At 39.1% G+C, this 26,282-nt stretch carries 20 protein-coding genes; 8 read left to right on the top strand and 12 right to left on the bottom strand.

Annotation, left to right across the window (positions count from 1 at the left end):
• The first annotated feature begins 34 nt into the window (after nucleotides 1-34).
• Nucleotides 35-547, top strand: coding sequence for a cupin domain-containing protein (locus tag IFO69_RS21155; protein ID WP_192012149.1), 513 nt, complete (start codon nucleotides 35-37; stop codon nucleotides 545-547).
• Between the two features lie 45 nt (nucleotides 548-592).
• Here the strand turns inward: IFO69_RS21155 and IFO69_RS21150 are convergent, their stop codons facing one another.
• The 10 genes from IFO69_RS21150 to IFO69_RS21105 all read right to left on the bottom strand — a co-directional run bounded on the left by IFO69_RS21150 (nucleotide 593) and on the right by IFO69_RS21105 (nucleotide 15,388).
• Nucleotides 593-1,951, bottom strand: a complete 1,359-nt coding sequence (locus IFO69_RS21150; RefSeq protein ID WP_192012148.1) for a vanadium-dependent haloperoxidase — start codon at nucleotides 1,949-1,951, stop codon at nucleotides 593-595.
• The gene (locus IFO69_RS21145; protein WP_192012147.1) at nucleotides 1,948-5,280 is read right to left on the bottom strand and encodes a VCBS repeat-containing protein; all 3,333 of its coding nucleotides are present in this window, start codon (nucleotides 5,278-5,280) and stop codon (nucleotides 1,948-1,950) included. The genes IFO69_RS21150 and IFO69_RS21145 overlap by 4 nt, the downstream gene beginning before the upstream one ends.
• Before the next feature lie 132 nt (nucleotides 5,281-5,412).
• Nucleotides 5,413-6,288 carry an ROK family protein gene (locus IFO69_RS21140; RefSeq protein WP_192012146.1) on the bottom strand — a complete coding sequence of 292 codons (876 nt, stop codon included), beginning with the start codon at nucleotides 6,286-6,288 and terminating at the stop codon, nucleotides 5,413-5,415.
• Between the two features lie 87 nt (nucleotides 6,289-6,375).
• On the bottom strand, nucleotides 6,376-8,703 hold the full coding sequence (locus IFO69_RS21135) for a PIG-L family deacetylase (protein WP_192012145.1): 2,328 nt from the start codon (nucleotides 8,701-8,703) through the stop codon (nucleotides 6,376-6,378).
• Between the two features lie 73 nt (nucleotides 8,704-8,776).
• Nucleotides 8,777-10,015, bottom strand: a complete 1,239-nt coding sequence (locus tag IFO69_RS21130; RefSeq protein WP_192012144.1) for an ROK family transcriptional regulator — start codon at nucleotides 10,013-10,015, stop codon at nucleotides 8,777-8,779.
• A 338-nt stretch (nucleotides 10,016-10,353) separates the two neighbouring features.
• On the bottom strand, nucleotides 10,354-11,922 hold the full coding sequence (locus tag IFO69_RS21125; RefSeq protein WP_192012143.1) for a toxin-antitoxin system YwqK family antitoxin: 1,569 nt from the start codon (nucleotides 11,920-11,922) through the stop codon (nucleotides 10,354-10,356).
• A gap of 90 nt (nucleotides 11,923-12,012) precedes the next feature.
• Nucleotides 12,013-12,585, bottom strand: coding sequence for a hypothetical protein (locus tag IFO69_RS21120; protein WP_192012142.1), 573 nt, complete (start codon nucleotides 12,583-12,585; stop codon nucleotides 12,013-12,015).
• A gap of 3 nt (nucleotides 12,586-12,588) precedes the next feature.
• Complete coding sequence (locus IFO69_RS21115; protein WP_192012141.1) at nucleotides 12,589-13,587, bottom strand: 3-oxoacyl-ACP synthase III family protein; 999 nt, start codon at nucleotides 13,585-13,587, stop codon at nucleotides 12,589-12,591.
• A gap of 116 nt (nucleotides 13,588-13,703) precedes the next feature.
• Entirely contained in the window at nucleotides 13,704-14,402 is a 699-nt protein-coding gene (locus IFO69_RS21110; RefSeq protein WP_192012197.1) for an SOS response-associated peptidase, read from the bottom strand.
• A 26-nt stretch (nucleotides 14,403-14,428) separates the two neighbouring features.
• The gene (locus IFO69_RS21105; RefSeq protein WP_192012196.1) at nucleotides 14,429-15,388 is read right to left on the bottom strand and encodes a YheT family hydrolase; all 960 of its coding nucleotides are present in this window, start codon (nucleotides 15,386-15,388) and stop codon (nucleotides 14,429-14,431) included.
• Between the two features lie 122 nt (nucleotides 15,389-15,510).
• Here IFO69_RS21105 and IFO69_RS21100 point away from each other — a divergent pair, with 122 nt between their 5' ends.
• Together IFO69_RS21100 and hslV are read left to right on the top strand one after the other, a co-directional pair.
• A complete protein-coding gene (locus IFO69_RS21100) occupies nucleotides 15,511-17,163 on the top strand; it encodes a pyruvate dehydrogenase complex dihydrolipoamide acetyltransferase (RefSeq protein ID WP_192012140.1) in 1,653 nt (550 codons plus the stop codon).
• Nucleotides 17,164-17,288: 125 nt separating this feature from the next.
• Nucleotides 17,289-17,828 carry an ATP-dependent protease subunit HslV gene (gene hslV, locus IFO69_RS21095; protein ID WP_192012139.1) on the top strand — a complete coding sequence of 180 codons (540 nt, stop codon included), beginning with the start codon at nucleotides 17,289-17,291 and terminating at the stop codon, nucleotides 17,826-17,828.
• 56 nt (nucleotides 17,829-17,884) lie between these two features.
• On the opposite strand, the gene IFO69_RS21090 is transcribed toward hslV, so the two are convergent.
• On the bottom strand, nucleotides 17,885-20,599 hold the full coding sequence (locus tag IFO69_RS21090; RefSeq protein ID WP_192012138.1) for a response regulator: 2,715 nt from the start codon (nucleotides 20,597-20,599) through the stop codon (nucleotides 17,885-17,887).
• A gap of 60 nt (nucleotides 20,600-20,659) precedes the next feature.
• On the bottom strand, nucleotides 20,660-21,052 hold the full coding sequence (locus IFO69_RS21085) for a Dabb family protein (RefSeq protein ID WP_192012137.1): 393 nt from the start codon (nucleotides 21,050-21,052) through the stop codon (nucleotides 20,660-20,662).
• Between the two features lie 198 nt (nucleotides 21,053-21,250).
• On the opposite strand from IFO69_RS21085, the gene IFO69_RS21080 reads away from it, so the two are divergent.
• The 5 genes from IFO69_RS21080 (at nucleotide 21,251) to IFO69_RS21060 (ending at nucleotide 26,133) form a co-directional block, all read left to right on the top strand.
• Complete coding sequence (locus IFO69_RS21080; protein WP_192012136.1) at nucleotides 21,251-22,237, top strand: aldo/keto reductase; 987 nt, start codon at nucleotides 21,251-21,253, stop codon at nucleotides 22,235-22,237.
• Between the two features lie 31 nt (nucleotides 22,238-22,268).
• Nucleotides 22,269-23,165, top strand: coding sequence for an aldo/keto reductase (locus IFO69_RS21075; RefSeq protein ID WP_192012135.1), 897 nt, complete (start codon nucleotides 22,269-22,271; stop codon nucleotides 23,163-23,165).
• Between the two features lie 187 nt (nucleotides 23,166-23,352).
• The gene (locus IFO69_RS21070; RefSeq protein ID WP_225444246.1) at nucleotides 23,353-23,673 is read left to right on the top strand and encodes a hypothetical protein; all 321 of its coding nucleotides are present in this window, start codon (nucleotides 23,353-23,355) and stop codon (nucleotides 23,671-23,673) included.
• Nucleotides 23,674-23,817: 144 nt separating this feature from the next.
• Entirely contained in the window at nucleotides 23,818-25,473 is a 1,656-nt protein-coding gene (locus tag IFO69_RS21065; RefSeq protein ID WP_192012134.1) for a SulP family inorganic anion transporter, read from the top strand.
• A 21-nt stretch (nucleotides 25,474-25,494) separates the two neighbouring features.
• Entirely contained in the window at nucleotides 25,495-26,133 is a 639-nt protein-coding gene (locus tag IFO69_RS21060; protein ID WP_192012133.1) for a carbonic anhydrase family protein, read from the top strand.
• Nucleotides 26,134-26,282 lie beyond the last annotated feature (149 nt).

Raw genomic sequence — 26,282 nt, 5'->3', positions numbered from 1 at the left:
ATTTTAAGTGACAATCTATTAACCTAAGAAAGACATGAAGATAGAGAAAAGTGCTTCTAAGGAAGAAATTTTTAAGCAGATCAAGGACTGGTTGGACTTTAATGATTACAAAGTAGCCGCAGAGGATCGAGAAAGACCTTGGGGAGGTTTTTTTGTGATTGATGAAAGCCAAATCGGAAAATTCAGGTCACAGTTTTTTGCAAGCGTTGAGTTTTCCGAAGCCCAACTTCAGCAAAAATTAAGTCCAAAGATTCTGATAGTAGGCCCTGAAAAAAGGCTTTCATGGCAATATCACCACCGAAGAGCTGAAATTTGGAAACTAGTAGGTGGAGAGGGTGGCATCATTACTAGTCCTACGGACGAAGAAGGTGATTTGGAGCCATTGGTACTTGGTGAAGTAGTGGAGCTAGCCAAAGGAGAAAGACACCGTCTAGTAGGAATGGACAATTGGGGAGTGGTTGCTGAAATTTGGATGCACACTGATCCCGAAAACCCTTCCAATGAAGATGATATCGTCCGTGTTCAGGATGATTTCCAAAGGAAATAAATTTAAAAAAATCCCTTCCAAGTTCAATCAGGAAGGGATTTTTTTTTATTTTGAAGATAGGGGGGGCGAACTATAGATTTGCTTTATTATGAAATTGGCAATTTTTTCTCCTTGCTTGATACCTTCTTCAATGGCATCCCTATAGTGAATGCCTCCATAAAGTCTGGAGATAGCAGCCTCTTCCGAAGCTTGTAAAAATGAAGTGAATTTTCTCGGAGGCAAGCCAAAGTACTCTTCAGAAGTATCTGTATAACTGAAATGATCTCCAAAATAGCTGGTCAACAAGACGGCGCTTGTTCTTGAAATTACACTGTGACCGCTGGTGTATTCAGGAAATGGTGGGGTCTGCAAAATAGGTCGCCACTTTTGATCTACATATCGGTTGATCACAGTTTCAGGCCTAATCCGGTCACTATCATATTTTTCCTCCCAACAGCTAATAAAGGCGTCGTGAAGTCCTGTAGCCACTAAAGTGTGTACTTCCACCACCTCGTTAAAGGAGATTCCAGACTTTTTACAAGCGATCCCAGTGATGTTGATCCAGTGGCCGCCGGGACTGATTTTCTTTAATCCAATGGCCATGTGGCCGGAATAAGAAACCATGAAGGGGTTGCAGTCCCAAAAGTTGGCAATCAGTCTTTTTTCCGTGTTCAAGACTTTGGTGGTGTCATATACCTCTTTGGTCAATTTGTAGAAAGAACTCGTACTGTCCATGGAGAATGGAACAGGGCTTAAGGGTTTAAACTGTTTTAAGTCCTTGATGTAAAACGTTCGGATTGTTCTCCACTCTGGATCAATTGCTCCTAGGTAAGCTGGCGGGGTAGGGTACCAAGTTCCTGGTTCATTGGCTGGAGCATAGCGAGGTAAGGCACTGAGTTTTCCATAACCGTCAGATTTGCTAAAGACCAATACTTGTTTGGATACGCTGTCGGCAAATGATATGCTGTTTTGCAAGACTTTTTTACTGATCCAATTATTGCTTCTATACTTTTTGATAAGGATTTCTTGGGCGGAGGAAAGTTGCTTTCCGGATGGCATAATTCCTTTACCGACTCCTAGCATACTGTAAATAGCAGTAAAAGTACTGTCGATATCACCTGTGTCCGGATATTTAATGGTCAAGTTTTGGTTTAATGCAGATATTAGCGATCTATTTATACGTTGTGGTTTATTTAAAACAGCATAGGCACCCAAGTTGCTGTAAGCATAAAACCGAGAAGCTCCAGTAGGAGGAGTGACGTCAGAAACCATGATTTTTGTGATTTCAAACAAATTATCTACATAGAGATTGACCTTTTGTTCATTACTTTGTCCATGGGCAAGAAGGCAAGAAAGGAAAAAGATTGGGATACTCAAATTCAGAAAGGTGCAAAGCTTCACTTTCAAATGGTAATGGTACTTCATGGATAATTATTTTTTTGGTAAGCTACTACACCTTGATTATTGATTCCAAAGAAGAGGTATTTATGATTGGCCAGTTGCATAGGTTGGATGGATTTGATGTCTCCTTTTATGGCCAGCCCTGATTTTTTTTGTGGAAGGTAGGAAAACTCTCCTTTTCCATTTCCAAGGAATACTTGGCCAAAGTTGGCATCCATCACTCCAATCCTTAAGCGGGTATAATTTTGGTTACCACCCAAAATAAAGTCCAATTCTCCATCTTCATCATAGTCCATTACCTGTATGCTATATACAGGTGCAAATTGTGCCTCAATAGGTAGGTTGTGGATTTCGATGCTGTTTCCGGTATTTTCAAAATAGAGTGTTTTTAGTTCATTTGCTTGAAGCTTATTGGCTGACTGAAGTTGGCTTTTGCTGAGAACGTCCTCTATTTTTGCTTGGGAGTAGCTTTCGTAATTGGTGAACTTGCTACGCATCCCATACAGTTGATCCAAAAGTTCGTCTCTGCTAGCAAAGGGATAAGCTTCCCCTTGTATGTACCTAACCATGATAGGGTCCACTGATCCGTTGTCATCAAAATCACCATAATACAATGTCATAGGTTGACCTTTACTGGCTTGGAGTTGGGAGTTTAAGCCGTAATTTCCAGCGATCAAATCCATGTCTCCATCTTTGTCAAAATCACCTTTGGCCAGACTGCTCCACAAACCATGAGGAGAATCAGGTAAGTAGATTGCTGTTTCATTGGAAAAACTTTTTCCTGACTGGTTGATATATACTTGTACAGGAAGGCATTCTCCCACTATCACAAGGTCTTCAAATCCATCCTTATTCAGGTCTAGCCATTCAGCATCTGTAACCATTCCCAGACTACCTAACTCAGGAAGGAGAGTTGAGCTTACATTGCTAAAAGTACCTTTTCCATCATTTAACAAAAGATAGCTTTCCGGTGCCTGAGGATAATAACCAGGAACAATTCTTCCCCCTACGAATAAATCCGGGAAACCATCTTTATTAATATCCGTTTTCCTAACCACCGAGCTGCTGGTAAGCATTTTGGGTAAAGCTTCATTATCTCGAATGAATTTACCTGAACCGTCGTTTATATAAAGCCTGTCTTGCAAGGCTTCATCTTGAGAAGTGTAATTATGGTAACCGCCACTAGCTACATATAAATCAGGGTTGCCATCACCATTGGCATCAAGAAAAAGCGCATCTGCATCGGTAAATTCTTCTTCCAATAAAATGGCTCTTGTTCCCACCAGTTGGCCCTCATCATTTGTTTTGTACATTTGACCGGGGTTGCCCTTGGTACCACCTACAAAAAGAAGCTGTGAGTTTTCACTGACAGTGGTTGTGGCCATTACTGGGCCAATATAACTGGGCATTTCTATCAATAGCGGTTGTCTTTTGAAATCATTAAACCCAGATTCTTTGTGTTTGTAGGGAATAGGGGAGGTTGTTTCCGAGTAATAGCTGTCAAAAAACTTTTGTCCACTTTCTTCTACTGTGCTTCTAGCATTTTTTTCTTCCAGAATAATCAGTTGGTTGGCTTTGACATTTTTAACTGTTTCTGTTTTACCAGAAGGCCATTTGATTTTTACAGAATCTATTTGACTTATGTGACCTAACCCAAAATGCAACTTAAAGCTTACAGAAGACTGAAATCCTCTAGTTGGCATTTGTTCTAAAGTCTGAACTTTATCGGCTGTATAAATGCTTACTTGACTTCCTATTCCTTGGGTATTCTTACCTTCACCTTTGAGGGCTACTTCCAAGAAGTGGTTATTCTTTGGTGATTTGGGTTTGTTTCTATAAATGGAAGTATATTCATTGATATTGCTAACTACCAAATCTAAATAGCCGTCATTGTCCAAATCTGCATAAGCAGCCCCATTGGAAAAACTTGGTTCATCCAGACCCCAAGCTTTGGAGGCGTTGGTGAAAGTTAGGTCTCCATTGTTTTTATATGCATAATTGGGAATAGGGGTAGAGGTCATGGAAGTAACCAATGCTAAGGTATCTGCTTGTTCGCGGTTGATGGCCTTTTGGAAGTAAAAATCACCTTTATATTTTAAAAAATCTCTATTTGTGTAGTCTCTAAAATAACCATTGGTGATAAAGAGATCTTTTAATCCATCATTATCAATGTCCAAAAATAATGAAGACCAGCTCCAGTCTGTATTTGATATTCCGGCTAATTGACCGATTTCACTGAAGGTATTGTTTCCATTGTTGACATGCAGCATGTTTCGCATGTTTTGATGGTAAAATCCTTGCATGACCATCAAGGCATATTGTTCATAATTTTCGGGTCCATATAGAAGTTTTTGGCGTTTGTTGTCTTCAGGAAGCATGTCTAAAGTAAAGATATCCTTCATGCCGTCGTTATTAATATCGGCAATATCCAATCCCATGGAAAAATGGCTAATATGCTGAAGTTGGTCAGCCAGTTTTTCCGTAAAAGTGCCATCTTGATTATTAATGTAGAGGTAGTCGTGTTCGATGTAGTCATTGGAAACATAAAGGTCTAACCAACCATCTTCATTGATGTCGGAAGCGACAATACCCAGCCCAAAGCCAAGGGCATTGCCAATGATTCCTGCTTCATCACTGATATCTGTAAATTTTCCATTGTCATTTCTGAAAAGTTTATCCCCAGCCCGCTGATGCCTTTTACTTTTAGCTTCATCAAACTCCAATTCATGGATAACCTCAATATGGTGATTGAGCAGGTACATGTCCAGATCACCGTCTTTGTCAAAATCAAAAAATAATGCCTGGGTACTATTTGAGGGGTCAGCCAAGCCATATTCTGAAGCTTTATCTGTAAAGGTTAAATCTCCATTATTAATATATAATTCGTTTTTACGACTGTCATCTTCACCGTCTCCAGAGAAACAAACATATATATCCAGTAGTCCATCTCCATTTATATCAGCCATTGAAACACCTGTGGTCCAACTGTCTTTACCCTGTACACCTGCTTTCTTACTGATATCTTTGAACTTAAAATTCCCCTCGTTTAAATAAAGACGATTTTCGGTCATGTTGCCAGTGAGGTAAATGTCTTCTAATCCGTCGTTGTTAATATCACCTATGGCAACTCCACCACCATTATAAAAATATTCATAGGTTAATATGTTATGCCTATCGTCTTCCGTTAGTTTATTTTTGAAATTGATTCCAGAAATTTTTGGCTTTATTTTTTCGAAGTAAGTTGAGTAGGAATCAGGTTTGAAATCAGAGGACACCAAAAGTGGGATCAAAAGTGCTGAGCCTACTTGAAGGGTTTTTTTGGCTAATGCATTGTATGGTTTATTTGCAAGCATTTTTATATTAGGTAATGATTAATGGGTATGGGTAATCAATACTTAATATAGAAGGATAATTTATGAATAGCAAAGGAAGGGAAGTGTAAAAAATATAAAGGGAATTCCCCTGATGGATTCATCAGGGGAAAGTTATTTTGCTAAATTTTCTACGGGTGTTCTGTGCTCTTCAACCAAAGCTGCAGCGCCCATTATCGCTGAATCTTCCAATGAAGAGGTATAAATCGAAAGATTGTCGCTTATGGCAGAATAAGGAAAAGTTTTAACGGTTTCAAGCATACTTTGGGAGAAGTAAGGGAATGCTTTTCTGATGGACCCTCCAATGACTATCGCCTCAGGAGCATAAGTAAATAGGATATATTTGATCAAATTACCGATATGCTTACCATATTCTCCAAAAAGGGCCAATGCTTCTTGATCTCCTTCAGCAGCTTTATGTGATAGTTTTTTTGCTGTCGTATGGTGTAATATTCTAAAGAACTTACTGCTACAATAGTTTTCAAAATTACTATCGCAATAAGGAACTCCGCCCCACTCACCTGCACCACATATATAGCCAGGATAAAGGTCACCATTGGTAATGATGCCGGTCCCAATACCAGTTCCCAGGGTAATTCCTACTATATGCTTATGTTTAGATGCTCCGCCGTATTTGAACTCTCCCAATGCAAAGCAATTGGCGTCATTGTTGACAAATACGGGTTTGTTGAGTTTTTCTTCCAAATAATCCTTAAGAGCCACTTTGGTAAAAGCAGGAATGTTTTCAAGGTTATACACGATTCCTCTATTAGAGTCTACCAAACCAGGAATGCCTATGCCGATTCCATCAATATCATAGGAAAAGTAGGAGCTTATAAATTCGGCAATTGTAGATAAAATAACTTCTTGCGGTGCATGGGAAGGGGTAGGTATTTCTTTTCTATCTACTAATTCACCATCTTTCATTATACCGGCATTAATTGAGGTTCCCCCAATATCCAGTCCCAGAATAAGCCGATTTTTTTTCATAAATATTTGTTTATAAAGTCAAAGAAATCCGAAAGCAAAGCGCCTTCGGATTTCTAAAAACTACCAGGCGTAAGATTACAGCACAAATTAGATCATTCCTTCAATGGACTTCTCTAGTTCTCTCGCGTGAGCGATAAACTCCTCAACATTCATGTCTTTGAAGAAGATCAACCCGTGGCTGGCTCTTACTTTGGCCATATCGTGTTGGTAGAAATAATCTTTACCTAATAATAATTGTACGTCGTTCAATTGGCTCACCCAAGTTCGCTTGGCAATTGTACTGAACTTGCCATTATGGGCATAACTTGGGAAGGAGGCGTTTACCTGGCTTAAGTAGCAATTGGTAAATGAGTCTTCCATAACAGAAAGGTCACCTAAAGAAACAGGAACAATCACATTGGATTCTGCTGCATCAAATTTGAACCAAACGTTTCTGTAACCAATGATACGCAACTCACTTAAGTCTTTTTCTTTGCTCCACTCTTTCACAGCAGCGGCAGTAGCTTGAAGTACTTTATAGTGAGTGTCAGGGCCGCTACCTTCTGGATCAAGTGTTAAGCTTATTTTGGTAGGGTTTACTTTTCTAAATAAATCTACGATAGGTTCTACATCACGTTGCTTTTCAGGTTGTTCTGTGAAGATGTCACCGGTGTAGAATCCTAGTCTCAAGTGGTGAACGTTCTTCACTTTAACACCAAAGTGAGCCCAAACCAATTCCTCTTCAAACTCCCGGATCATACCTTTAAGTTTCTGGATTTTTGGTGGGTTTTTCTCGCCGTCATAAGAGTTTTTCAAGATGCTTAGTACATCATTGATGGTTTCTCTCAGTTTTTCTTTGTTAGGGACATCAAATACCTCTACAATTGCTCTAACCACTCTGTGGCACAAACCTCGTTGTTGTTGTTCAGGATCCTCAGAAGCGACGTTTGTGAGATAGTGATAAACATCTTTGTCAGTTTTTAGCTTGTAACCTGTTTCAAAGAAATCTTCATAATTAACCATTTGGATTTCATTATCATCCATTAGTTTCTTCGTGTGAAGAAGGGTGTCAATTACAAAGGTGTTGGTTACGGCGGTAAAGCCTGAAGTCAATACAGAGAAGTGGGCCTCGTTTGAGTTTTCACTTAGCTGATTGGTAATGTGAGGCAATATACCTAATGAAATATCATCATGGTGAGGGCCTGTGTGCAAGAGTACCTCGTCTTTTTCTTTGGCTATGCCATTGTTTAGTTTTGCGATGGTGCTTTCGATTACTGAATTCACAGTGTTCTCAGAAAGTCCCGGAATCAAAGAAGTATATGGGTCTGCCTTAAGATCATCCAGCTTAAGTCTGCTGGCATATTTTCCTAACTTTTTGCAAAGCTCCAATACCGACCTTTCGGTCTTTTCTTGTGTCCATTCACCAGTCTTGTAATAAGAATTGACTGTATCGGTCAATTTAGAAGCAGCTCCTTTGGTCAAGTAAAAACGGCCGTTTTTCAATTTTTGAAGAACAGTTCCTGGGAATACGTTATCCAATGGAGTTTCCAGTGAATCTTTTACGATTTGCGCTTTTGCTTCACCGGCAGCGATAATAATACCTACTGCTTCTGGGTTGTAGACGATGGTGTCCAAACCGATAGTGATTACAAGCCTGTTGGCAGAAACTTCAATACCTCCTAGGTCACCTGCTGCCACAGCTTGAGTTTCAAAGTTGGTTTCAGTAAGTCTTGTAGTAGAGAAAATATCAGATCCTCTGGTGTTGAAAGCAATATGTCCGTCAGGACCTATACCTCCCAAGAAGAACCCGATCCCGCCTTTCTCGCGGATTTTTGCTTCATACTCTCCACACCATTTATCTATAAGGAAGATTGACTCTTGTTGTAGCTTTTCAGGCTTATTGGTGGCTTCCCTGAATCTTAAAGAAAGATCTACTTTATAATCAGGGAATACTTCTGTGAAATGTTTGCCCTCTGCAAGAGGGATTTCATCAGAGTTGATCAATAATGCTTTTTCTGGATCCAATCCGAAGCCATCAATGTAAAATTTATTTACATAATGATAAAAGCTGTTTTTCTGTGAAGATTTGATTGGGTAAAATTCATCAATCTGCACAAAATGTAACCCGTTAAGTACTGGCTTTTTGGTATTGGTCAAACCGTACTGGTCACGGATAGCTTTGCCTTTTTTACTATCCCAATTTTCAAGTAGGAATTGGGTCCATTTGATGAAAAATTCTGGTGTTTTACCTGTGGGCAAGCTGATAACACCGTCAGGGTTATTGGATGCCCACTCCAGGAATCTACATGCTGTCATTAGCCCTAACTTAGGGAAATTGTCTACAGTTAGGTAAGGAATCAACGTGTTGATTTCTTTAACACCTGATTCTTTTAAGAAACATTCTTCTACTTCCGATAAAGGATAGTTACTAAGCATATTTAGAATTGTTTTTATGTTAATGCTTTTTAAAATGACCTTTGAGCATGTTTAGATTGGAGATGTTCTCAGGTCAGTTTATAATGTCTTCGAATATATTTTCAATTACCACTGCTACCCCGCCAAGAAGCCCTACTTCCTTGCCCAATTTGTACAGGGCAAGTTCTGACTTTTCCCTTGACTTGGCCATGCTGAATATATTCAGGGCCTGTTGGATAGGAGTGATCAAATATTGCTGTGCCTCTGCTACTGAGCCACCTACGATGATTAAATCCGGGTTCAATAGCTGGATCAATATGGAAATCCCTCTGCCCAGATCAAGTCCCACATCAGAAAGAATGGTGATCGCTCTTTGGTCTCCCGCGAGGGCAGCATCTACGATCAAGGAAGGTTCAATGCCTTCTCCTCTTTCTTTGGCTAATCTGCTCAAGATAGAATCGCTGTCTTTTTCTATTGCTTCCTCGGCCATTCTGACCATCGCCGTACCTGACGCCACGGCTTCCAAACAGCCTTTTTTGCCACAGGTACAGGAGATTTCCCTGGATTCAAAAATGGGAGAGTGGCTAAATTCTCCAGCAAAGCCAGCGCCACCACGGTAAAGTTTACCATCAATGATGATTCCCAGACCAATTCCCCAGCCAACAAAAATGCCTAAGACATTATTGAACTTTTGTCCTTGGCTGAATTTGAACTCCGCCAAAGTCATTGCGCGGGCATCGTTTTCTATAAATACTTTTTTCTTGAATCTGGTTTCAAAATTTTCCACCAAGGTTTTCTTGCCAAACTTCAAATAAGTATGATTGACACCATTCACAGAATCCACTAAGCCAGGCATAGAAATACCAATGGCAATGATCTTTTCATCAGCGATGTCTGATTTCTTCATGAAAGTTTCCATGAAGTCGCAGATTTTGTCAAAAGTGCCTTTGTCGTTATTTAAGGTGATCTTAAATGTTCCTGTTTCGGTTACAGCCTTATTGGAGCTGTCATAGATAGCAGCTCTTATCATGAATTTGCTAACATCCAATGACAGTACATAAAATGAATCCTGTGCAAGTCTGTACAAATCCGGCTTTCTACCGCCTTGAGATTCAGCCCTGCCTTGTTTGATCAGTTTTCCTCCTTTAATAAGATCTGTTAAAAGAGAGTTAACCGTTGGCAAACTGATACCTACCTCATTACAAATTTCACTAGCGGTATTGCTGCCGTTTGTGTAGAGGTTTTTGATGATTTTTATTTTGTTGAGATAGTTTTTGATCTCAACAACACCTTCTTTTTCGTCTAGGCTTTTTTTCGGATCTATTAAATTCATTTTCGTTTGATTTATTAGGGTACTCAAATAAACAAAATATACCTTAAATTAAAAAACACTTTTATAAAAAAATTAAAAAAGATTTATCTATTTAAAGCAAAATATTGTTGGTTGAACCTGGCTTATATCTATTAAATACAAATAAATGCCATCAATGTGGGAGTAATTTGAAAGATTTAAAGAAAAAGAAGCTTGAAATGGATATAGGAACGGTAATTTTTTTAAAAAAAGGCTGATTAGCGCTGAAAAGTTCTTTTGTTGGTTATTCTTAAGTTTGTTGAATAAATTGCTTGTAAAAAGAAATAGCACCAAATTATTTTGGTGCTATCAATATTGGTTCAGTCAAAAGTTTGAAATGGCAATATTGGCTCTGGTATTTTGTCCGGAACGATTTCATCATCTTTAAAGGTAATGATCTCACTTAACTTTCCAGATCTGGAGTAATAACTCCACCTTCCTTCTTTTTCTCCTTCATCCATTTGCCCTTTGGAAGCTATTTTTCCATTGTCATGGTAATATACCCATTGGCCATGGGCCTTTCCAAAGTGGTAATTGCCCTCAGATTCTTTTTTCCCATTTACATAATAAGTGATTCTTGACCCTTCTCCATCTTTTAATGAGCCTTTATCCAGTGTATCAGTACCATCGAAAGAATGGTAGTCACTCACGTTCATTAATCTACCATTGCTCCAGTGCTCTTCTTGGGTAAGCTTTTTGTTATCATAGAAGAGTCCCCAGGTTCCGTCTTCAAAACCATAAAAGTAACTACCTACTGATTTTAACTGCCCCCCATCATAATAATAGAACCATTGGCCATGTTCTGACCCCAATTCATATTCTCCTTCTGCTATCAGGATTCCAATCTTATTGAAGTATTTCCAAAGGCCTGATTTTACACCGTTTTTATACTCTCCGATGGAGTAGAGTTGGCCGTCAGTATAATAACTTTTCCAAAGTCCAGCTTTGGTGCCATTCAAGTATTGTCCTTCAACCGATACGGTGCCATCAGCGTGGTTTTCTATATAGTCTCCAACAGGTACACCCAATTCATAGGTTTTTCTTTTAGATAGAGTTTTGTCGGGGTAGAATTCTTCCCATGTGCCCACTGGGATATCATTTTCATACCTCTCAATACGGGCCACTCTGCGATTTTCGTAGTAATACTTCCATGTTCCTGATTTACTTCCATTTTGGTCATATTCCTTTTCGGAAGCGATGATTTTGGTGTCAGGAAAATAGGAGATCCATTTTCCAGTTTTCTTTCCTTTTTTGTATTCGCCCGTTTGTTCTACTCTGTTCGTATAGGAGTATCTGACGAAGTTTCCATCCGGCTGTCCATCTACATAATTTACTTCTACTAGGAGTTGCCCTTCAAAAGAATATTCCAAATAAGCACCATCCAAATTGCCCATGTCATAAGAGCTTTTGATAGCCAATTGCCCGTTTTCATAATAGGAAAGCCATTCGCCATCTACTTTACCGTCCTTGAACTGCCCTTCTCTTTTAAGGACTCTCCTGGAGGGATGCCCTGGGTAATATTCTTTATAGTCACCTACAGCTACACTGTCTTTGTAAACAGCCTCAACTAACAATGTTCCATCAGTTCCATATTCATTTAAGGAGCCAGTGAGTTTGTTTTCTTTATAATCAGCAACGATGTGGGCTTGGCCATTGCTATGATAGGTAATCCATTTACCGTCTTTTTTACTGTCTTTAAGGTAACCCTCTTCCAGTAATTTATCAGTTTTGGGATTGGTGAGCCTCCATAACCCGTTCATTTTACCTTGAACCACTACACCAGTTCCCACGATGGTAGAGTCAGCATTATAAATTTTGACAGTTTTGCCTTGGGCAGATACAAAAGTGGTGCTTGTGACGAAGCAAAATAATAGAAAAAGGTACTTCATGGGTTATATATAATTTCTTTTAAATGATATACGAGTTGTTTACGTTTCCGTCCTCTTCTTGTTTCTAAATTAGGACTTATTATTAAAAAATCACTCAATGAAATGGAAGTTCTTTAAGCTATTCCATTCTTTGAGTAAGACAGCACTGAATTGTTTCAAGTCGGGTTTATAGTCTATTTTTTTAATGAACTGTAGGTGTTTCATTTTAGCCAAATGATCGGGAAGGGCCATATAATCGAGTTCATTAGTTAGCCTTTTAAACTTTATGATACCTTTATAATCCCAAGGTGAGCCTGTTTGACACACATGATAATTTCCTTGGATATAATTATCATAAATCTTTTTACGAGGAATGTTTTTAGTCCCAAAATATATTAGAACATAAAACCCGTGCCCCCACCAGTTCAAAAACCTGATATTAAAACCTTCTTCCTTATGAAAGTTTCTAACAAGGTCCAGAACCTGATAAGGGCAATGCTCCAGTTCATTGCCCTTACTTATTTTAGTGCCTATTTGATGCCTATCGAAAGCGGTTAGCTCACTTTCTGAAATTTGATTGGCCAATTGGGAAAATAAGTTGACAAATTGATTTTTCAATTGATGGATTTCCAAAAAAATCGATTCATCATTAAGTATTTTCAAATTGACATTTCCTTCATTCATAAACTACCAATTCAAAAGTGCAGAGCCCCATGCAAAGCCGCTTCCGAATGCAGCTAAACATACTAAGTCACCTTCTTTGATTTTTCCTTGTTCCCAAGCTTCACTCAGGGCAAGAGGGATTGTAGCAGCAGTGGTGTTCCCATAATGCATGATATTGTTGAATACTTTTTCGTCGGGCAGCTCAAATTTTTGTTGAATATATTGACTGATCCTTAAGTTGGCCTGATGTGGTATCAAAAGGTCGATATCATCTTTGGTTTTATCGTTGACGGAAAGTGCTTCTTGGATTACTTCTTGAAACCTGACTACAGCATGTTTGAAAACTACATTGCCGTTCATTTGCATTCTAAAACTAGGCTCATCAATGATGTCACTGGACAGCCTTACTTCACGGCTACTGCCAGGATCCTTCAGGTAAAGCTCTTCTGCAAAATCACCATCCGCATGAAGATGGGTAGATAAAATCCCGGAACTTTCACTTTCAGTTGCTGAAATGACTGCAGCACCAGCCCCATCTGCAAAAATGACAGCATTTGACCTGCCGGCAGTGCTTTTGTCCAGTGCTGAAGATTGGATTTCAGCACCGACCAACAATATGTTTTTGTACATACCGGTTTTTATAAACTGGTCTGCAACGGATAGGCCATATATAAAACCAGAGCAAGCATTTCTTATATCCAGTGCTCCTATGCCTTGTAATCCCAGTTCCCTCTGTAAAAGCACGCCATTGCCAGGGGCAAAATAGTCTGGTGTACTGGTGGCGAATATAATGAAGTCAATCTCTTTCATCGCTATTCCAGAACGTTCAACAGCCATTTTAGAGGCTTTTGCAGACATGTTGGCAACAGTGTCCACGCCAGGAGTAAACCATCTCCTTTCTTTGATTCCTGTTCGCTCTACGATCCACTGGTCACTCGTGTCCATTATTTGGGTCAGGTCCTCGTTAGTGACAATGTTTTCCGGAACGTAATGTCCCACTCCGGTTATTCTGGATTTTTTCATGGGGTACTTATTCAAATATGCAGGTACTGATTAGACTCTTGGCAAGCAAAATGCTTGCTACAGCAAATATGCACCATCTTTATTTAAATTACACGGATTAGGCTTTTTATCCCCTTTTATCCAAAGAGAGTATAATTGCCAAATTGATCCATTGGCCCTGTTCTTTTAATAAGGAATTCAGCGTCTACGCTGATTTGGTTGACCATAGGGGATACAGGGTAAGAGATCATTTCCTCAGTTGGAAAAGGTTGGAGCAAAGCGGTCAACTGCTCTTCTTGGCTGAATTTGTCAAGCCATATTTTTTCTTGTTCCCTTCTGAAGATAACAGGCATGCGATCACTGACATCCTGGTTCATTTCATTTGCTTCGACAGTGATGATCTGAAAAGTATGGTTAATATCCCCTTTGTCATTTTCATACTCTTCCCAGATACCGGCAAAGCTGAAAATTTCGGAGTCCGGTAGGGTAAATCGATGGGGGATTTTGGTTTTTTTTCCTACTTTTTTCCAACCAAAATAACCATCTGCGGGTATGATGCACCTTCTCCTTTTAAAAGCATTTTTTGAAGAGGCTTTTAAATGGACTGTTTCTGCTTTGGTATTGATAAATTTAAGGGCGACAGGTTTGTTCTTGGAAAATTCAGGAGTAACACCCCAATAGAAATGGGAAAAGCCCTTAGGGCTGTTTAGGGTGATGATGGGGACCAACTGAGTAGGGGCAATATTATACCTGGTCTGAAAATCTTCCAGCATTTCGGCCTCAAACCTTGATTCAAGTTCCTGTTTCGTTTTTCCTAAAGAGTATCTTTCGCACATGAGCTTAGTGAATAAGTTCATGTAAATTAATCATCGGATTCGATAAATTCAAATGCTCTTTTTTCTGACCAATAGATTTCATTCCTTCTTCTAGGGCTAAATCCTACATGCCCTCCGATATCCGGAAACTCCATATAGATGTTTCTTAGGGATTCACCCAAGGCGGAAGGGAAACATTCAGGACTTAGGAAAGGATCATTTTTGGCATTGAGTATTAAGGTAGGGATTTGAATACCCTCCAAAAAGAACAAAGATGAACATTTGTCATAATAATGATTTGCATCTCTGAAACCATGCATGGGGCCAGTGTATTGATTATCAAACTCTTTTAGTGTTTTTATTTTGTCAAGTCCTTCAGTTTCGATAATATCAGGGAAAAGTGCCGCTTTCTTTTTGACTTTTTCCTTAAGTGTTTTCAAAAAGCGCCTGGAATATATGATGTTCTCACCAGTAGAAATCTTGATGCAGCTGCTTTTGAGGTGCAATGGAACAGAAATAGCTACTGCCTTTTTGATTTTTGAGTTCGTTTCAAATTGCTCGCCTAAATACTTTAAGGTAAGGTTACCCCCAAGGCTGAAGCCTATTAAATAAATTTCATCATAATTATTTTCTACATATTTGATCACTTCATTTAAGTCGTAGGTCGCACCGGAATGATAGAAAAATGGTTGCTTGTTTAGTTCTCCACTACAGCCCCTGAAATTCCAAGTAAGGATGTCATACCCTTTTTGAAAAAAATATTGAGCCATTCCACACATATAAGGACGTCTACTGTCACCCTCCAGTCCATGGCTGATAATTACAATTTTTTTATGATCTCCTTTTAGCCAATCGAGGTCCAGAAAATCATTGTCTTCCGTCTTAATCCTTTCTCTCTCAAAGGGTAAGGAAAGAGGTTTTCTGAAAAGTCCTGGTACAATAGTTTGTAAATGGCCATTAAATAATATGGGAGGTCCCGCGTATGAGGTGTTTTTGATCAAAGGCATTTTTGAAACAATCGAAACGTTTTCATAATTTCTTGACATGAAATTACCATTATTAAATTTGAATAAAGATATTTTAAGAACTATTTTTGACTTGCGTAAAATTGAATAGGATATAAAAACTTATGGCCGAAGTAATAAGAATGCCCAAAATGAGCGACACCATGGAAGAAGGGGTGATCGCAGCTTGGTTGAAGAAAGTTGGAGACGAAGTAAAAGCCGGAGATATACTCGCGGAAGTAGAGACCGACAAAGCTACTATGGAGCTAGAGTCTTATGATGAGGGGGTATTGTTGCACATTGGTGTGGAAGAAAAAGATGCGGTTCCAGTAAATGGAGTGATTGCGATCATCGGGGAGAAAGGCGAAAATATTGACGACCTTTTGAAAGATGTTGATGGGGGAGGAGCACCAGCTACTGAATCAAGCAAGGAAGAACCAAAAGAAGATAAAGCTGAAAGCACCTCCAGTGCTTCTGCAGAAGAAATAGATACATCTGATGTGAATGCTACTTTGATCACCATGCCTAAAATGAGTGATACCATGCAGGAAGGAACCATTGCTTCTTGGTTGAAAAAGGTAGGTGATGAAGTAAAGTCCGGGGATATTTTGGCGGAGGTGGAAACAGATAAGGCCACTATGGAGCTGGAGTCTTACGAAGATGGTATTTTATTGCATATTGGTGTAGAAGAAGGAGACAGTGTAGAAATTGACGGTGTCATTGCAATTATTGGTGAGAAAGATGCTGATTATGAAAAACTATTGAAAGCACACCAGCAACAGTCCGAACCTGCCAAAGAAAAGCCAGCTGCTAAGGAGGAAAAGAAAGAAGCGCCTAAGGCAGAAGCCAAGTCTGAAGCGAAAAAAGAAGCTCCTAAGGCTGCCGCTACAAACAATACAACTTCTGAAAATGGAAGAGTAAAAGCATCTCCTTTGGCTAAGAAAATGGCTGAAGAAAAAGGTGTTGATATTTCATTGGTACCAGGTTCCGGTGAAGGAGGAAGAATCATCAAAAGAGATGTGGAAAGCTTTGATCCTGCATCTGTTCAAGCGGCTCAGTCTGCTGCACCTGCGGCAAGTGCGCCAGCATTTGGGCAGGAGTCTTACCGTGAGGAGAAAGTTTCCCAGATGAGAAAAACCATTGCCAAGAGATTGGCGGAAAGTAAGTTTTCTGCTCCGCATTTCTACTTGACCATGGAAATCAACATGGACAAAGCCATTGAAGCACGTAAGAGCATGAATGAAATCGCACCAGTGAAGATTTCATTCAACGATATGGTCATCAAAGCAACTGCCGCGGCACTTCGTCAGCATCCTAAGGTGAATTCAAGTTGGTTGGGTGACAAGATCAGGTACAATGATCATGTCCACATTGGAATGGCAGTAGCGGTTGAGGAGGGTTTATTGGTACCTGTAATCAGATTTGCAGACGGCAAGACACTTTCTCAAATTTCCCAAGAAGCCAAAAGCCTAGGTGGAAAAGCCAAAAACAAAGAATTGCAGCCTAAGGATTGGGAAGGAAATACCTTCACTATCTCCAACCTTGGTATGTTCGGTATCGAAGAGTTTACTGCTATCGTAAACCCACCAGATGCTTGTATCCTTGCGGTAGGAGGGATTAAGGAAACCGTGGTGGTGAAAAACGGGCAAATGCAGGTTGGAAACGTAATGAAGGTAACTTTGTCATGTGATCACAGAGTGGTGGATGGTGCAGTAGGATCTGCTTTCCTTAAAACCCTAAAAGGTCTTTTGGAGGATCCCGTTAGGATTCTTATCTAAGAAAAACTGCTGTATATGATTTACAGCTGAATGATATGTCAAAAAGTCCTGTTTGGTGTTTTCCTGACAGGACTTTTTCTTTTAGTATAGTTTTTGTCAATCAGTATATCAAACATTTTAATACTATGGAGAAATTGAGATCAACCACGGTTGTGGCGATAAAACATAATGGAGAAGTAGTCATTGGTGCAGATGGACAGGCTACCCTAGGTAATACTGTTGCCAAGAGCAGTGTGAAGAAAGTTCGAGTACTCCAAGGAGGAAAAATTGTCACTGGCTTTGCGGGATCCACCGCTGATGCTTTTACACTTTTAGAAAAATTTGAAGAGAAATTGGGGGCTTTTGGAAATAATATGAAAAGAGCAGCTGTTGAACTTGCCAAGGAGTGGCGGACAGATAGAATGTTAAGCAAGTTGGAAGCTATGATGATTGTGGCAGATGCAGAAGATGTGCTAATCATTTCCGGTACAGGAGATGTGATCGAGCCAGATGAAGCCATTGCTACCATTGGGTCCGGGAGCATGTACGCTCAGTCTGCAGCCCGAGCATTAAAGAAGTTTGCCCCTCAATTGTCAGCTGAAGAAATGGTCAAAGAGAGTTTGAATATTGCAGCGGAAATTTGTATTTATACCAATCATAATTTGGTAATAGAAAAAGTAAAGTAAAACAAATTTGACAATAGGAATTCTAAAGGGCAATTGGTTGAGATCAAGTGCCCTTTTTAGCTGACTTTTTGAGTAAGCCAATGAATTAAAATGTTGGCAATGGCCGTTTTGTTCATTGGTTTCGGAGTATAATCATCTAATCCAGAGTCCAAACACTTCTGCCTTTCATTGTTAAGAATCCCTGCTGTCAAAGCGATAATGGGAGTATGCCTATCTGAGTTTTCATATTCTCTGATAGCTTCTGTGGCCTCATATCCATTCAGACCTGGCATCTGAATATCCATAAAAATCAAGTCTATGTTGTTTTCCTTAAAGATTTTGATGGCTTGTTTTCCGTTTTTGGCTTCCAGGATATTTACTTTTGGTATGAGCGATGTCAATAGTTTTTTGGTGAGGATCATATTTACCTGATTGTCCTCTGCCACCATAATCGTAGGACTGATTTGCATAAGTTCTTCCAGGTTAGGATTCTGGTCGTGATATTGGGCTGCTTCCTCATCCGGTGAGTTGTCCGTTATTTTTTTGATGATATGGGCTAGATTGGGGCGCTTAACTGGTTTGATCAAATAAGCATCTAGATAAGAAGGGATCTTCAAGTCTTGAACAAACGCATTGTGCATTAATACTGTTTTGGTTGAAGCAGGTATAAGGTCGGGTTGCTCCTTTAGTTTTTTGACAAGGTTAGCCCCATCAATGTTATAAAGCCTTTGGCTAACCAATATCAATCCAAATTTTTGTCCTGTTTCCAAAAGTTCTAACGCCTCCCTTTCGCTACTGGCAAGCTCATAATTGGCCTCCATATTATGGAGTAATTTCTGGATTACATTTGCATGGCTTTGGTTATCCTCAATGATTAGAACATTGAGGTCAGTGGCGTTAATGTTTTCTTCATTTTCATTTTTTTCCTTCAAAACGGTTAAATCAAGGTCAAACCAAAAATTACTTCCCTTATCAATCTCGCTTTGCAGATGGATTTCGCTATTCATCATTTCTAGCAGCTTTTTAGAGATGGCAAGTCCAAGACCTGTTCCTCCGAATTTACGGGCTGTTGACGAATCTTCCTGTGTGAATGCTTGGAATATTTTTTTCTGATTTTTACGGTTGATTCCAGTTCCTGTATCTCTTACCGAAAACCTGATATTTGCGTTGCCTTCAGCTTCTGAATCTAATCGAAGTATTTTTAGTTCTATTTCACCCCTAGTGGTAAACTTGACCGCATTGCTTAACAGGTTGATCAAGATTTGCTTGATCCTAATTTGGTCAGCCAATACCAAGTGGGGAATACTTTCATCAATATCCAAAATTAGCTCAAGGTTCTTTTTATGCGCCTGAAAAGCCACCAAATTTATTGTCTCGATGCCCAATTCATAGATGTTGGTTGTGGTGGTTTCAATCTCTAATTTCCCCGCCTCAATTTTAGAGAAATCTAAAATGTCATTAACAATTTCCATTAATGATTTGGCAGATTGGTTGATTAAGGTGATATACTGTTTTTGGCTGTTGTCAAGTGGGGTAGAGGTGAGCAAGTCTGAAAAACCTATCACGCCATTCAGAGGGGTTCTGATCTCATGGCTCATACTTGAAATAAAATCAGATTTGGCTTGATTGGCGGATTCTGCCAGTTGTTTGGACTTTCTGATTCTATAGGTACTAAATAAAATGATAGTCACCAGGATGATCATAAGGATAAATCCGGCCAAGAAAATGTTACGACGGAAAATTTGTTGTTCAAGTTTTTCATTGATCAACTTTTCATTCAGTGCCATTTCAGTATTGATAGCATCCAGCCTCTGATCAAAATCAAACTTTGCCTCCAGTCTGCCCATGTTTTGGGAACTGACCTGATTGTGAAGGCTGTCTTGGAGTGCGGCATATTTCTTTTGATAACTCAGGGCCAGTTTCCAATTTCCAAGATGTTCATAATATGAAGAATACATGCTGTTGATTTCGATCATGTGCTCCTTATAATTGTCGGATAGACTTATTTTATTGCCTTTATCTAAATATAACTTGGCTTTGAAATATTCTCCTTGTGCCATGTATATTCTGGAAATTCTGATAATACAGCTCACTAATGTGCTATAGTATTTTTCATTGCTAAGGATGTCATAGGAATTATGGTAAGTGGCAAGGGCTGTCGTGGTATCTCCTTTGGCCGCTTGTATATCACCTAAAGTCCTTAAGGCAAAAGATTCTAAAAAGTCATTCCGCTGGTTTGATAGAAAAGGGGTGATTAACTTTTCAGCTTCATCGTAATTTCCTATTTGGCAAAGAATGAACGCAATATTATTGAGAGCCCTTCCGGTTAGGACTCTGTCGTTTAATGGGAGGCTTTTTTCATATGCTTTTCGGAAGTATTCCAAAGCTACATCCATTTGTCCTGTAGCTTCAGTATAAATGGCTCCAATGTTAAAAAATGATCTGACGGTTAACCTGGGGTTGTTGAGGGGGATGATACTTTGATGGCCCTTAAAAGCATAATCAATCGCTTTTGTGTAGTCATTCATCCTGTAATAGATCCAACCTAAATTGATCATACTTTCAGCCTCACCAAGGGTATAGTTCTCTTTTTTGGCCAGCTCTAGTGCTTCCAAGGAATTGTAGAGTGCATCTTGAATGTTCTTTTCAATGTTGACTTCTGCCCAATTGTTTAAACTGTCAATTTTGCCTTCCACAGAGAGGGAAGTTTGGGGAGAACTCACCTGCAAAGGGCTGCCCAAACTATTTTGTAAGCAAAGAATGAAAGCAAATATGAAAATCAGGTTTTTCATTAAAACTATCTTCAGATTTATGATCCAAGTGTGTGGAGGAAATTGGATATCAAAACTGGATCATTTAATTTTTGTGTCATACACTTGAACCCTTTTCCATTTATCTTCATGGGCAGCAATAAAAGCTTTGTGGTCTTCATGTAATTGGTAGTGGTTATGGTCTTCTATTGAATCAAAATATACGGTAAGGGAAACCTGAAAAGAATGGTCCACTACATCCCTTCTCTCTGTTACGGCTGGAGTACCGATATATGCTTTTTTTATACTGTCAATTTTAACTAACTTTTCACATCCTTCAATAAAGCCTTTGAGGTCTTTATTTGGGTTTTTTAACCAGAAATACACCTGGTGAATCAATACTGATTTTGCAGGGTGGGCACTAGCTTTTTTGGAAGCGAAAAGCCCCGTTCCTAGGATCAAAAGGCTGTTAATAAATTTCCTTCTAGTTTTCATAGTTAACAGATCTTGTTTAATATTGATTAACTAAACAATGTTATGGATAGTTAATGAAAAGCTATGTTATGAATTAAATTATTATGTGTACGAAAGTACTACTTTAATGTATAAGTTACAATGGGTTGGATTTTGTAATTACAGCTTAACAAGATAAATGTAAATAAAATAAATGGCTAAAAATAATATTGGTGAATCATGAAATATAGAAAGCTTGGAAAGACTGGATTGAATGTGTCGGAAATATCCCTTGGGACTTGGCAAGTAGGAGGAGGTTGGGGAGGCTCTTTTGATGGGAAGTCCGCGGAAAAAATTTTAAATGCCGCTATAGATAATGGAGTGAATTTCCTTGATACTGCGGATGTATATGATGCAGGGATGAGCGAGGCAGCTGTGGGGAAACTGCTTAAAAGCCGATCAGAAGATGTTTTTGTGGCGACAAAATGTGGAAGACAAATTAACCCTCATGTCAATGAAGGTTATACGCCAGCGGCACTGAGGGCCTATGTGGAAGCAAGCCTTAAAAATATGCAGCTGGAAACACTTGATCTTATTCAATTGCACTGTCCTCCAACAGAAGTTTTTCGGCGGGGTGAAATATTTGAGCTTTTTGACCGGTTAAAAGATGAAGGCAAAATCAGGAATATGGGAGTTAGTGTGGAAAAGGTTATGGAAGGGGAGTTGGCTATCCAATATTCCAATGTGACGACTGTCCAGATAATCTTTAATATGTTTCGTCAAAAGCCATCTGAAACTTTCTTTAAAATGGCAAAGGCTAAAAATGTAGGAATAATTGCTCGTGTTCCTTTGGCAAGTGGTATGCTTTCTGGGAAAATGACAATGAATAGAAAGTTTGATGAAAATGACCATAGACATTTTAATAGAGAAGGAAAGGCTTTTGATAAAGGAGAGACTTTTTCTGGAGTTGATTTTGAAAAGGGATTGACTGCTGTTGAAGAACTAAAGGAGATTTTCTCTGGAGTTGAACCCTTGGCCAAGTGGGCTTTAAGGTGGATTTTGATGTTTGATGAGGTGAGTACCGTGATTCCTGGCGCCTCAAGAGAAAGTCAAGTAATCGATAACATCAATGCAGCTGAATTGCCAAACCTTAGTACTGAACAAATGACAGCTGTGAAAAGTGTCTATGAAAAGTATATCAAAGCTGATGTGCATCAGCTTTGGTGATTGAGTTAAAACACTAACCTTTACGCGTAAAATGAAATATAATCCATTAGGAAAGTCTGATATCAAAATAAGTGAAGTCTCATTTGGCTGCATGTCTCTCAAAGGAAGCAAACAACATGATATTACGCTTGTTAAAAAGGCAATTGATCAAGGAATCAACTATTTTGATACAGCAGATTTATATGATGCAGGAGAAAATGAAAGGCTTGTCGGAGAAGCACTAAAGGAGAATAGGAGCGACATAATTCTTGCCACTAAGGTAGGAAATCAAATACGAGAAGATGGAAATGGTTGGGATTGGAACCCGAGCAAGTCATATATTTTAAAAGCGGTGGATAAAAGCTTAGCCAGACTCCAAACAGATTATATTGATTTTTATCAGTTGCATGGTGGAACGATTGAAGACCCTATTGATGAGACCATTGAAGCATTTGAGGCTTTAAAAGAAATAGGGAAGATAAGGGCTTACGGGATTTCTTCCATCCGTCCCAATGTCATTAAGAGCTATGTAGATAAGTCCAATATTTCAGGAGTGATGATGCAATACAGTATGTTGGATCGAAGACCGGAAGAAATTTGCTTGGACTTGCTGGATCAGAAAAACATCAGTGTTCTGGTCCGTGGAGCCTATGCCAAGGGTATTTTGTTGGGTAAGCCCGCTAAAGAATATTTGAATTGGACTGAAGAAGATGTGGCCAAGATCAAATCGATGCTGAGTCAAAAGGGAGAGGGCCTTGATGCTATCAGGAAGTTGGTGTTGAATTTCCCCTTACAGCACAGGGCGGTGGCATCCGTAGTTAGCGGAATTCGTACTGAAAGTCAACTTCATGAAACACTGACTGCTTTAGAGATAGATGAAGAGCTTCGCTCTAAGTTGATCGAAATTCGAAATTCATTGCCGAGAAATGTATATTCGGCGCATCGATGATTTAGAGGTATAATTTTTTTATTATTGGTCATTAAAGGTGAGGTCAGGTATTTATTTGACTTAAGTCAATAGAAATGCCTTGAAAACAGTGTTTTTTCGAGATATTTGAAGGTTGGTGTTTACGATTTTCGCAAACTTTTGATTATTTTTGGCGTACTATCAATATACAAATCTTTTAAAAATAAGCTTGAAAGAAACGTCTACATACAATCGCAAACAAATAGCCGCACTATTTTTGGTGCTGTTTGGGATATTTGTATTTGCCCCAACTGTAATAGTTTTGGTGGATAGTAATGTTGATGTTTCCATGTTTTACTCCGTAGTGGAAGAGGAAGAGGAAAGTGCTGAGAATAATAAAACAGAAAAGTCTGAGTTTATCAAAAGAATGGAAAACTGGAAAGTGTTTGTCACTATTTTCCTAGATAAAGGTAATTTAGACTACCACAGAGAAAAAGATTATGCCTTTGTAATGGCTGATCAATTTTGTCCCCCTCCAGAATTATCATAAAATTTTGTTAAAGATAGCTTCTCTTAGGAAGTTGTGCTCATTCCTGAACTGTTTAATTTTAGGTGTTGAGTATTGGTGTTTTATATCTGAGGATATAAAATATTATCGATTGTACAGTTTGAATAATATAACGAACAAAATTTTATGACAAAGAAGAATAATCTCTTTGCGACTTTAAAATCCGATGTGCCTTCAGGATTGGTGGTGTTTCTGGTAGCGCTTCCATTGTGTCTAGGCATTGCCATGGCTTCTGGAGCTCCGCTGTTTTCAGGAATTATTACAGGGATAGTCGGAGGAATAATAGTAGGGGCACTTAGTCAATCACATATAAGTGTTTCTGGTCCTGCAGCAGGATTGACGGCTATTGTATTGGTGGCACTCCAAGATTTGGGTGCATTTGAAATTTTTTTGGTGGCAGTTGTCTTGTCGGGTGTCATTCAGCTAGCTCTCGGCTTTATGAGGGCAGGAAGTATTTCTAATTATATTCCGAGTAATGTAATTACGGGGATGCTAGCTGGTATTGGTGTGATTATCTTTTTGAAGCAGATTCCTGTGGCTTTGGGCTCTGATGCTGAAGTAGGTTCAGGATTTGCTATATTTTCTGGAATTGCAGCTTCATTTACTGACGTGCAGGTAGGGGTTATTCTTGTAACGGCCATTTCACTATCTATCTTGATCGGCTGGGACAAGGTTCCTGCTTTGAAAAGGTTAAAATTGGTGCCTTCAGCTTTGGTAGCGGTAGTCGTAGGAGTATTGATTAACCAAGTTTTGATAATGAGTGGAAGTCCTTTGGCCATTGGAGAAAAGTATTTGGTCAGCTTGCCCGTTCCGGAGTCCATTGAAGATTTTAAAAACTTAATCACCTTGCCTCAATTTTCTTCAATAAGCAATCCAGAGGTTTGGATAGTGGCCATCACCATAGCAGTAGTTGCTTCTATTGAGACTTTATTATGTGTGGAAGCTGCTGACCGCATGGATCCAATGAAGCGAGTGACCAATACCAATATAGAGTTAAAAGCACAAGGTGTTGGAAACATTGTAAGTGGTTTGTTGGGTGGGCTTCCAATGACTTCAGTAGTAGTTAGAACTACTGCTAATGTAAATTCTGGAGCAAAATCAAAGATGTCTGCCATTATCCACGGGATTTTTTTACTGATCAGTGTGCTGAGTATTCCCGTTATTTTGAACAAGATACCTCTGGCCACTTTGGCCGCGATTCTTTTGATGATTGGTTATAAGTTGGCCAAACCGGCTACATTCAAATACTATTGGAATCAGGGTAAATATCAGTTTGTGCCTTTTGTTGCAACATTAAGTGCGGTGGTCTTCTTGGACTTATTGAAAGGAGTAGCTTTGGGTATCGTTATCAGTGTGTTCTTTGTGTTGAGAGGAAATGCCAAACGCAGTTACTATTTCAATAAAGAAGGTTACCAGGATGGTGATGTCATCCATGTAGATTTGGCTCAGGAAGTCTCTTTCTTGAACAAAGCAGCGATTAAGCAAACCCTAAACCATATTCCAAAAGGAGCCAATGTAGTGATTGATGCTTCTGATACGGTATATGTCGCCCATGATGTACTGGAGCTCATCAAAGAATTCAAGGAAATCCAGGCTCAGGAAAAAGAAATTAATGTAAAGTTGGTAGGCTTTAAAAAAGCTTATAATATTGAAAACGATTTGGATGAATACAATCATGTTTCAACTGAACACAAGAAAATATTAACTTACAGAAAAAACGGTAAAACCTCTCATAAAGAAGTGATTACCGAATTAATCAACGATAACAATCACATTAACTAAAATCAATAAGACTCAAAATATATGAAAGCACATACCGCGGAAACCCAAGCGACAGTTACACCTGCCAAAGCATTGCAGTTTCTTAAAGAAGGTAATCAACGTTTTGTAAATAACCTGAAGGTAAACCGAAACTTGCTGGAGCAGGTAAATGATACCAAAGATGGACAATGGCCATTTGCGATTGTACTAAGCTGCATCGATAGTCGGACTTCTGCCGAATTGGTTTTTGATCAAGGATTGGGAGATATTTTCAGTACACGTATTGCTGGAAATATTGCCAATGAGGATATTTTGGGAAGTATGGAGTATGCCTGCAAAGTGGCAGGTTCCAAGTTGATTGTTGTCCTTGGGCACAGCAAATGTGGCGCAGTAAACGGAGCGTGTGCTGGGGTAAAGATGGGAAACCTTACAGGTCTTTTAGAAAAAGTAAATCCATCCATCGAAGAAGTCAAAGGGCAGATGCCAGATGCTGAGTTGACTGATCCTTCATTTGTGGAAAAGGTTGCCCATTTTAATGTCATCCATACCATGGACCAAATTCTTGAGCGAAGTGCTGTTCTAAAGGAACTATTTGAAAATGGAGATATTGGTATTGTGGGTTGTTATTATGATGTGGAAACGGGCGAGGTAGAATTTACAAAAACCCTGTTGAACGATTAGCTTGAAATAAATTTTGTTCGAATAAAAAAGAGGCTGTCTCAAAACAAGAGTTAAAAAAGTTTGACAGTCGATTTTAGCCAATAGAGGCCGATTTTCATTAATCGGCCTCTATTTTTCTGACCCAAGGTCAGTTTGACTCTGGTTTTTTT

This window comes from Echinicola arenosa (genome assembly GCF_014841125.1).
GTDB classification, from domain to species: domain Bacteria; phylum Bacteroidota; class Bacteroidia; order Cytophagales; family Cyclobacteriaceae; genus Echinicola; species Echinicola arenosa.
The sequence above is the reverse complement of the archived record's forward strand: the minus strand, read 5'-3'. Positions and strand labels throughout refer to the sequence as shown.

Bases quoted from the DNA above. Each gene is read 5' to 3' on its own strand.
- IFO69_RS21065 (WP_192012134.1), top strand. From the start codon at position 23,818: ATGACAAAGAAGAATAATCTCTTTGCGACTTTAAAATCCGATGTGCCT.
- IFO69_RS21140 (WP_192012146.1), bottom strand. From the start codon at position 6,288: ATGAAAAAAAATCGGCTTATTCTGGGACTGGATATTGGGGGAACCTCA.
- IFO69_RS21085 (WP_192012137.1), bottom strand. From the start codon at position 21,052: ATGAAAACTAGAAGGAAATTTATTAACAGCCTTTTGATCCTAGGAACG.
- IFO69_RS21105 (WP_192012196.1), bottom strand. From the start codon at position 15,388: ATGCCTTTGATCAAAAACACCTCATACGCGGGACCTCCCATATTATTT.
- IFO69_RS21150 (WP_192012148.1), bottom strand. From the start codon at position 1,951: ATGAAGTACCATTACCATTTGAAAGTGAAGCTTTGCACCTTTCTGAAT.
- IFO69_RS21090 (WP_192012138.1), bottom strand. From the start codon at position 20,599: ATGAAAAACCTGATTTTCATATTTGCTTTCATTCTTTGCTTACAAAAT.
- IFO69_RS21080 (WP_192012136.1), top strand. From the start codon at position 21,251: ATGAAATATAGAAAGCTTGGAAAGACTGGATTGAATGTGTCGGAAATA.
- IFO69_RS21115 (WP_192012141.1), bottom strand. From the start codon at position 13,587: ATGAAAAAATCCAGAATAACCGGAGTGGGACATTACGTTCCGGAAAAC.
- IFO69_RS21100 (WP_192012140.1), top strand. From the start codon at position 15,511: ATGGCCGAAGTAATAAGAATGCCCAAAATGAGCGACACCATGGAAGAA.
- IFO69_RS21125 (WP_192012143.1), bottom strand. From the start codon at position 11,922: ATGAAGTACCTTTTTCTATTATTTTGCTTCGTCACAAGCACCACTTTT.
- hslV (WP_192012139.1), top strand. From the start codon at position 17,289: ATGGAGAAATTGAGATCAACCACGGTTGTGGCGATAAAACATAATGGA.
- IFO69_RS21130 (WP_192012144.1), bottom strand. From the start codon at position 10,015: ATGAATTTAATAGATCCGAAAAAAAGCCTAGACGAAAAAGAAGGTGTT.
- IFO69_RS21110 (WP_192012197.1), bottom strand. From the start codon at position 14,402: ATGTGCGAAAGATACTCTTTAGGAAAAACGAAACAGGAACTTGAATCA.
- IFO69_RS21060 (WP_192012133.1), top strand. From the start codon at position 25,495: ATGAAAGCACATACCGCGGAAACCCAAGCGACAGTTACACCTGCCAAA.
- IFO69_RS21120 (WP_192012142.1), bottom strand. From the start codon at position 12,585: ATGAATGAAGGAAATGTCAATTTGAAAATACTTAATGATGAATCGATT.
- IFO69_RS21075 (WP_192012135.1), top strand. From the start codon at position 22,269: ATGAAATATAATCCATTAGGAAAGTCTGATATCAAAATAAGTGAAGTC.
- IFO69_RS21145 (WP_192012147.1), bottom strand. From the start codon at position 5,280: ATGCTTGCAAATAAACCATACAATGCATTAGCCAAAAAAACCCTTCAA.
- IFO69_RS21155 (WP_192012149.1), top strand. From the start codon at position 35: ATGAAGATAGAGAAAAGTGCTTCTAAGGAAGAAATTTTTAAGCAGATC.
- IFO69_RS21135 (WP_192012145.1), bottom strand. From the start codon at position 8,703: ATGCTTAGTAACTATCCTTTATCGGAAGTAGAAGAATGTTTCTTAAAA.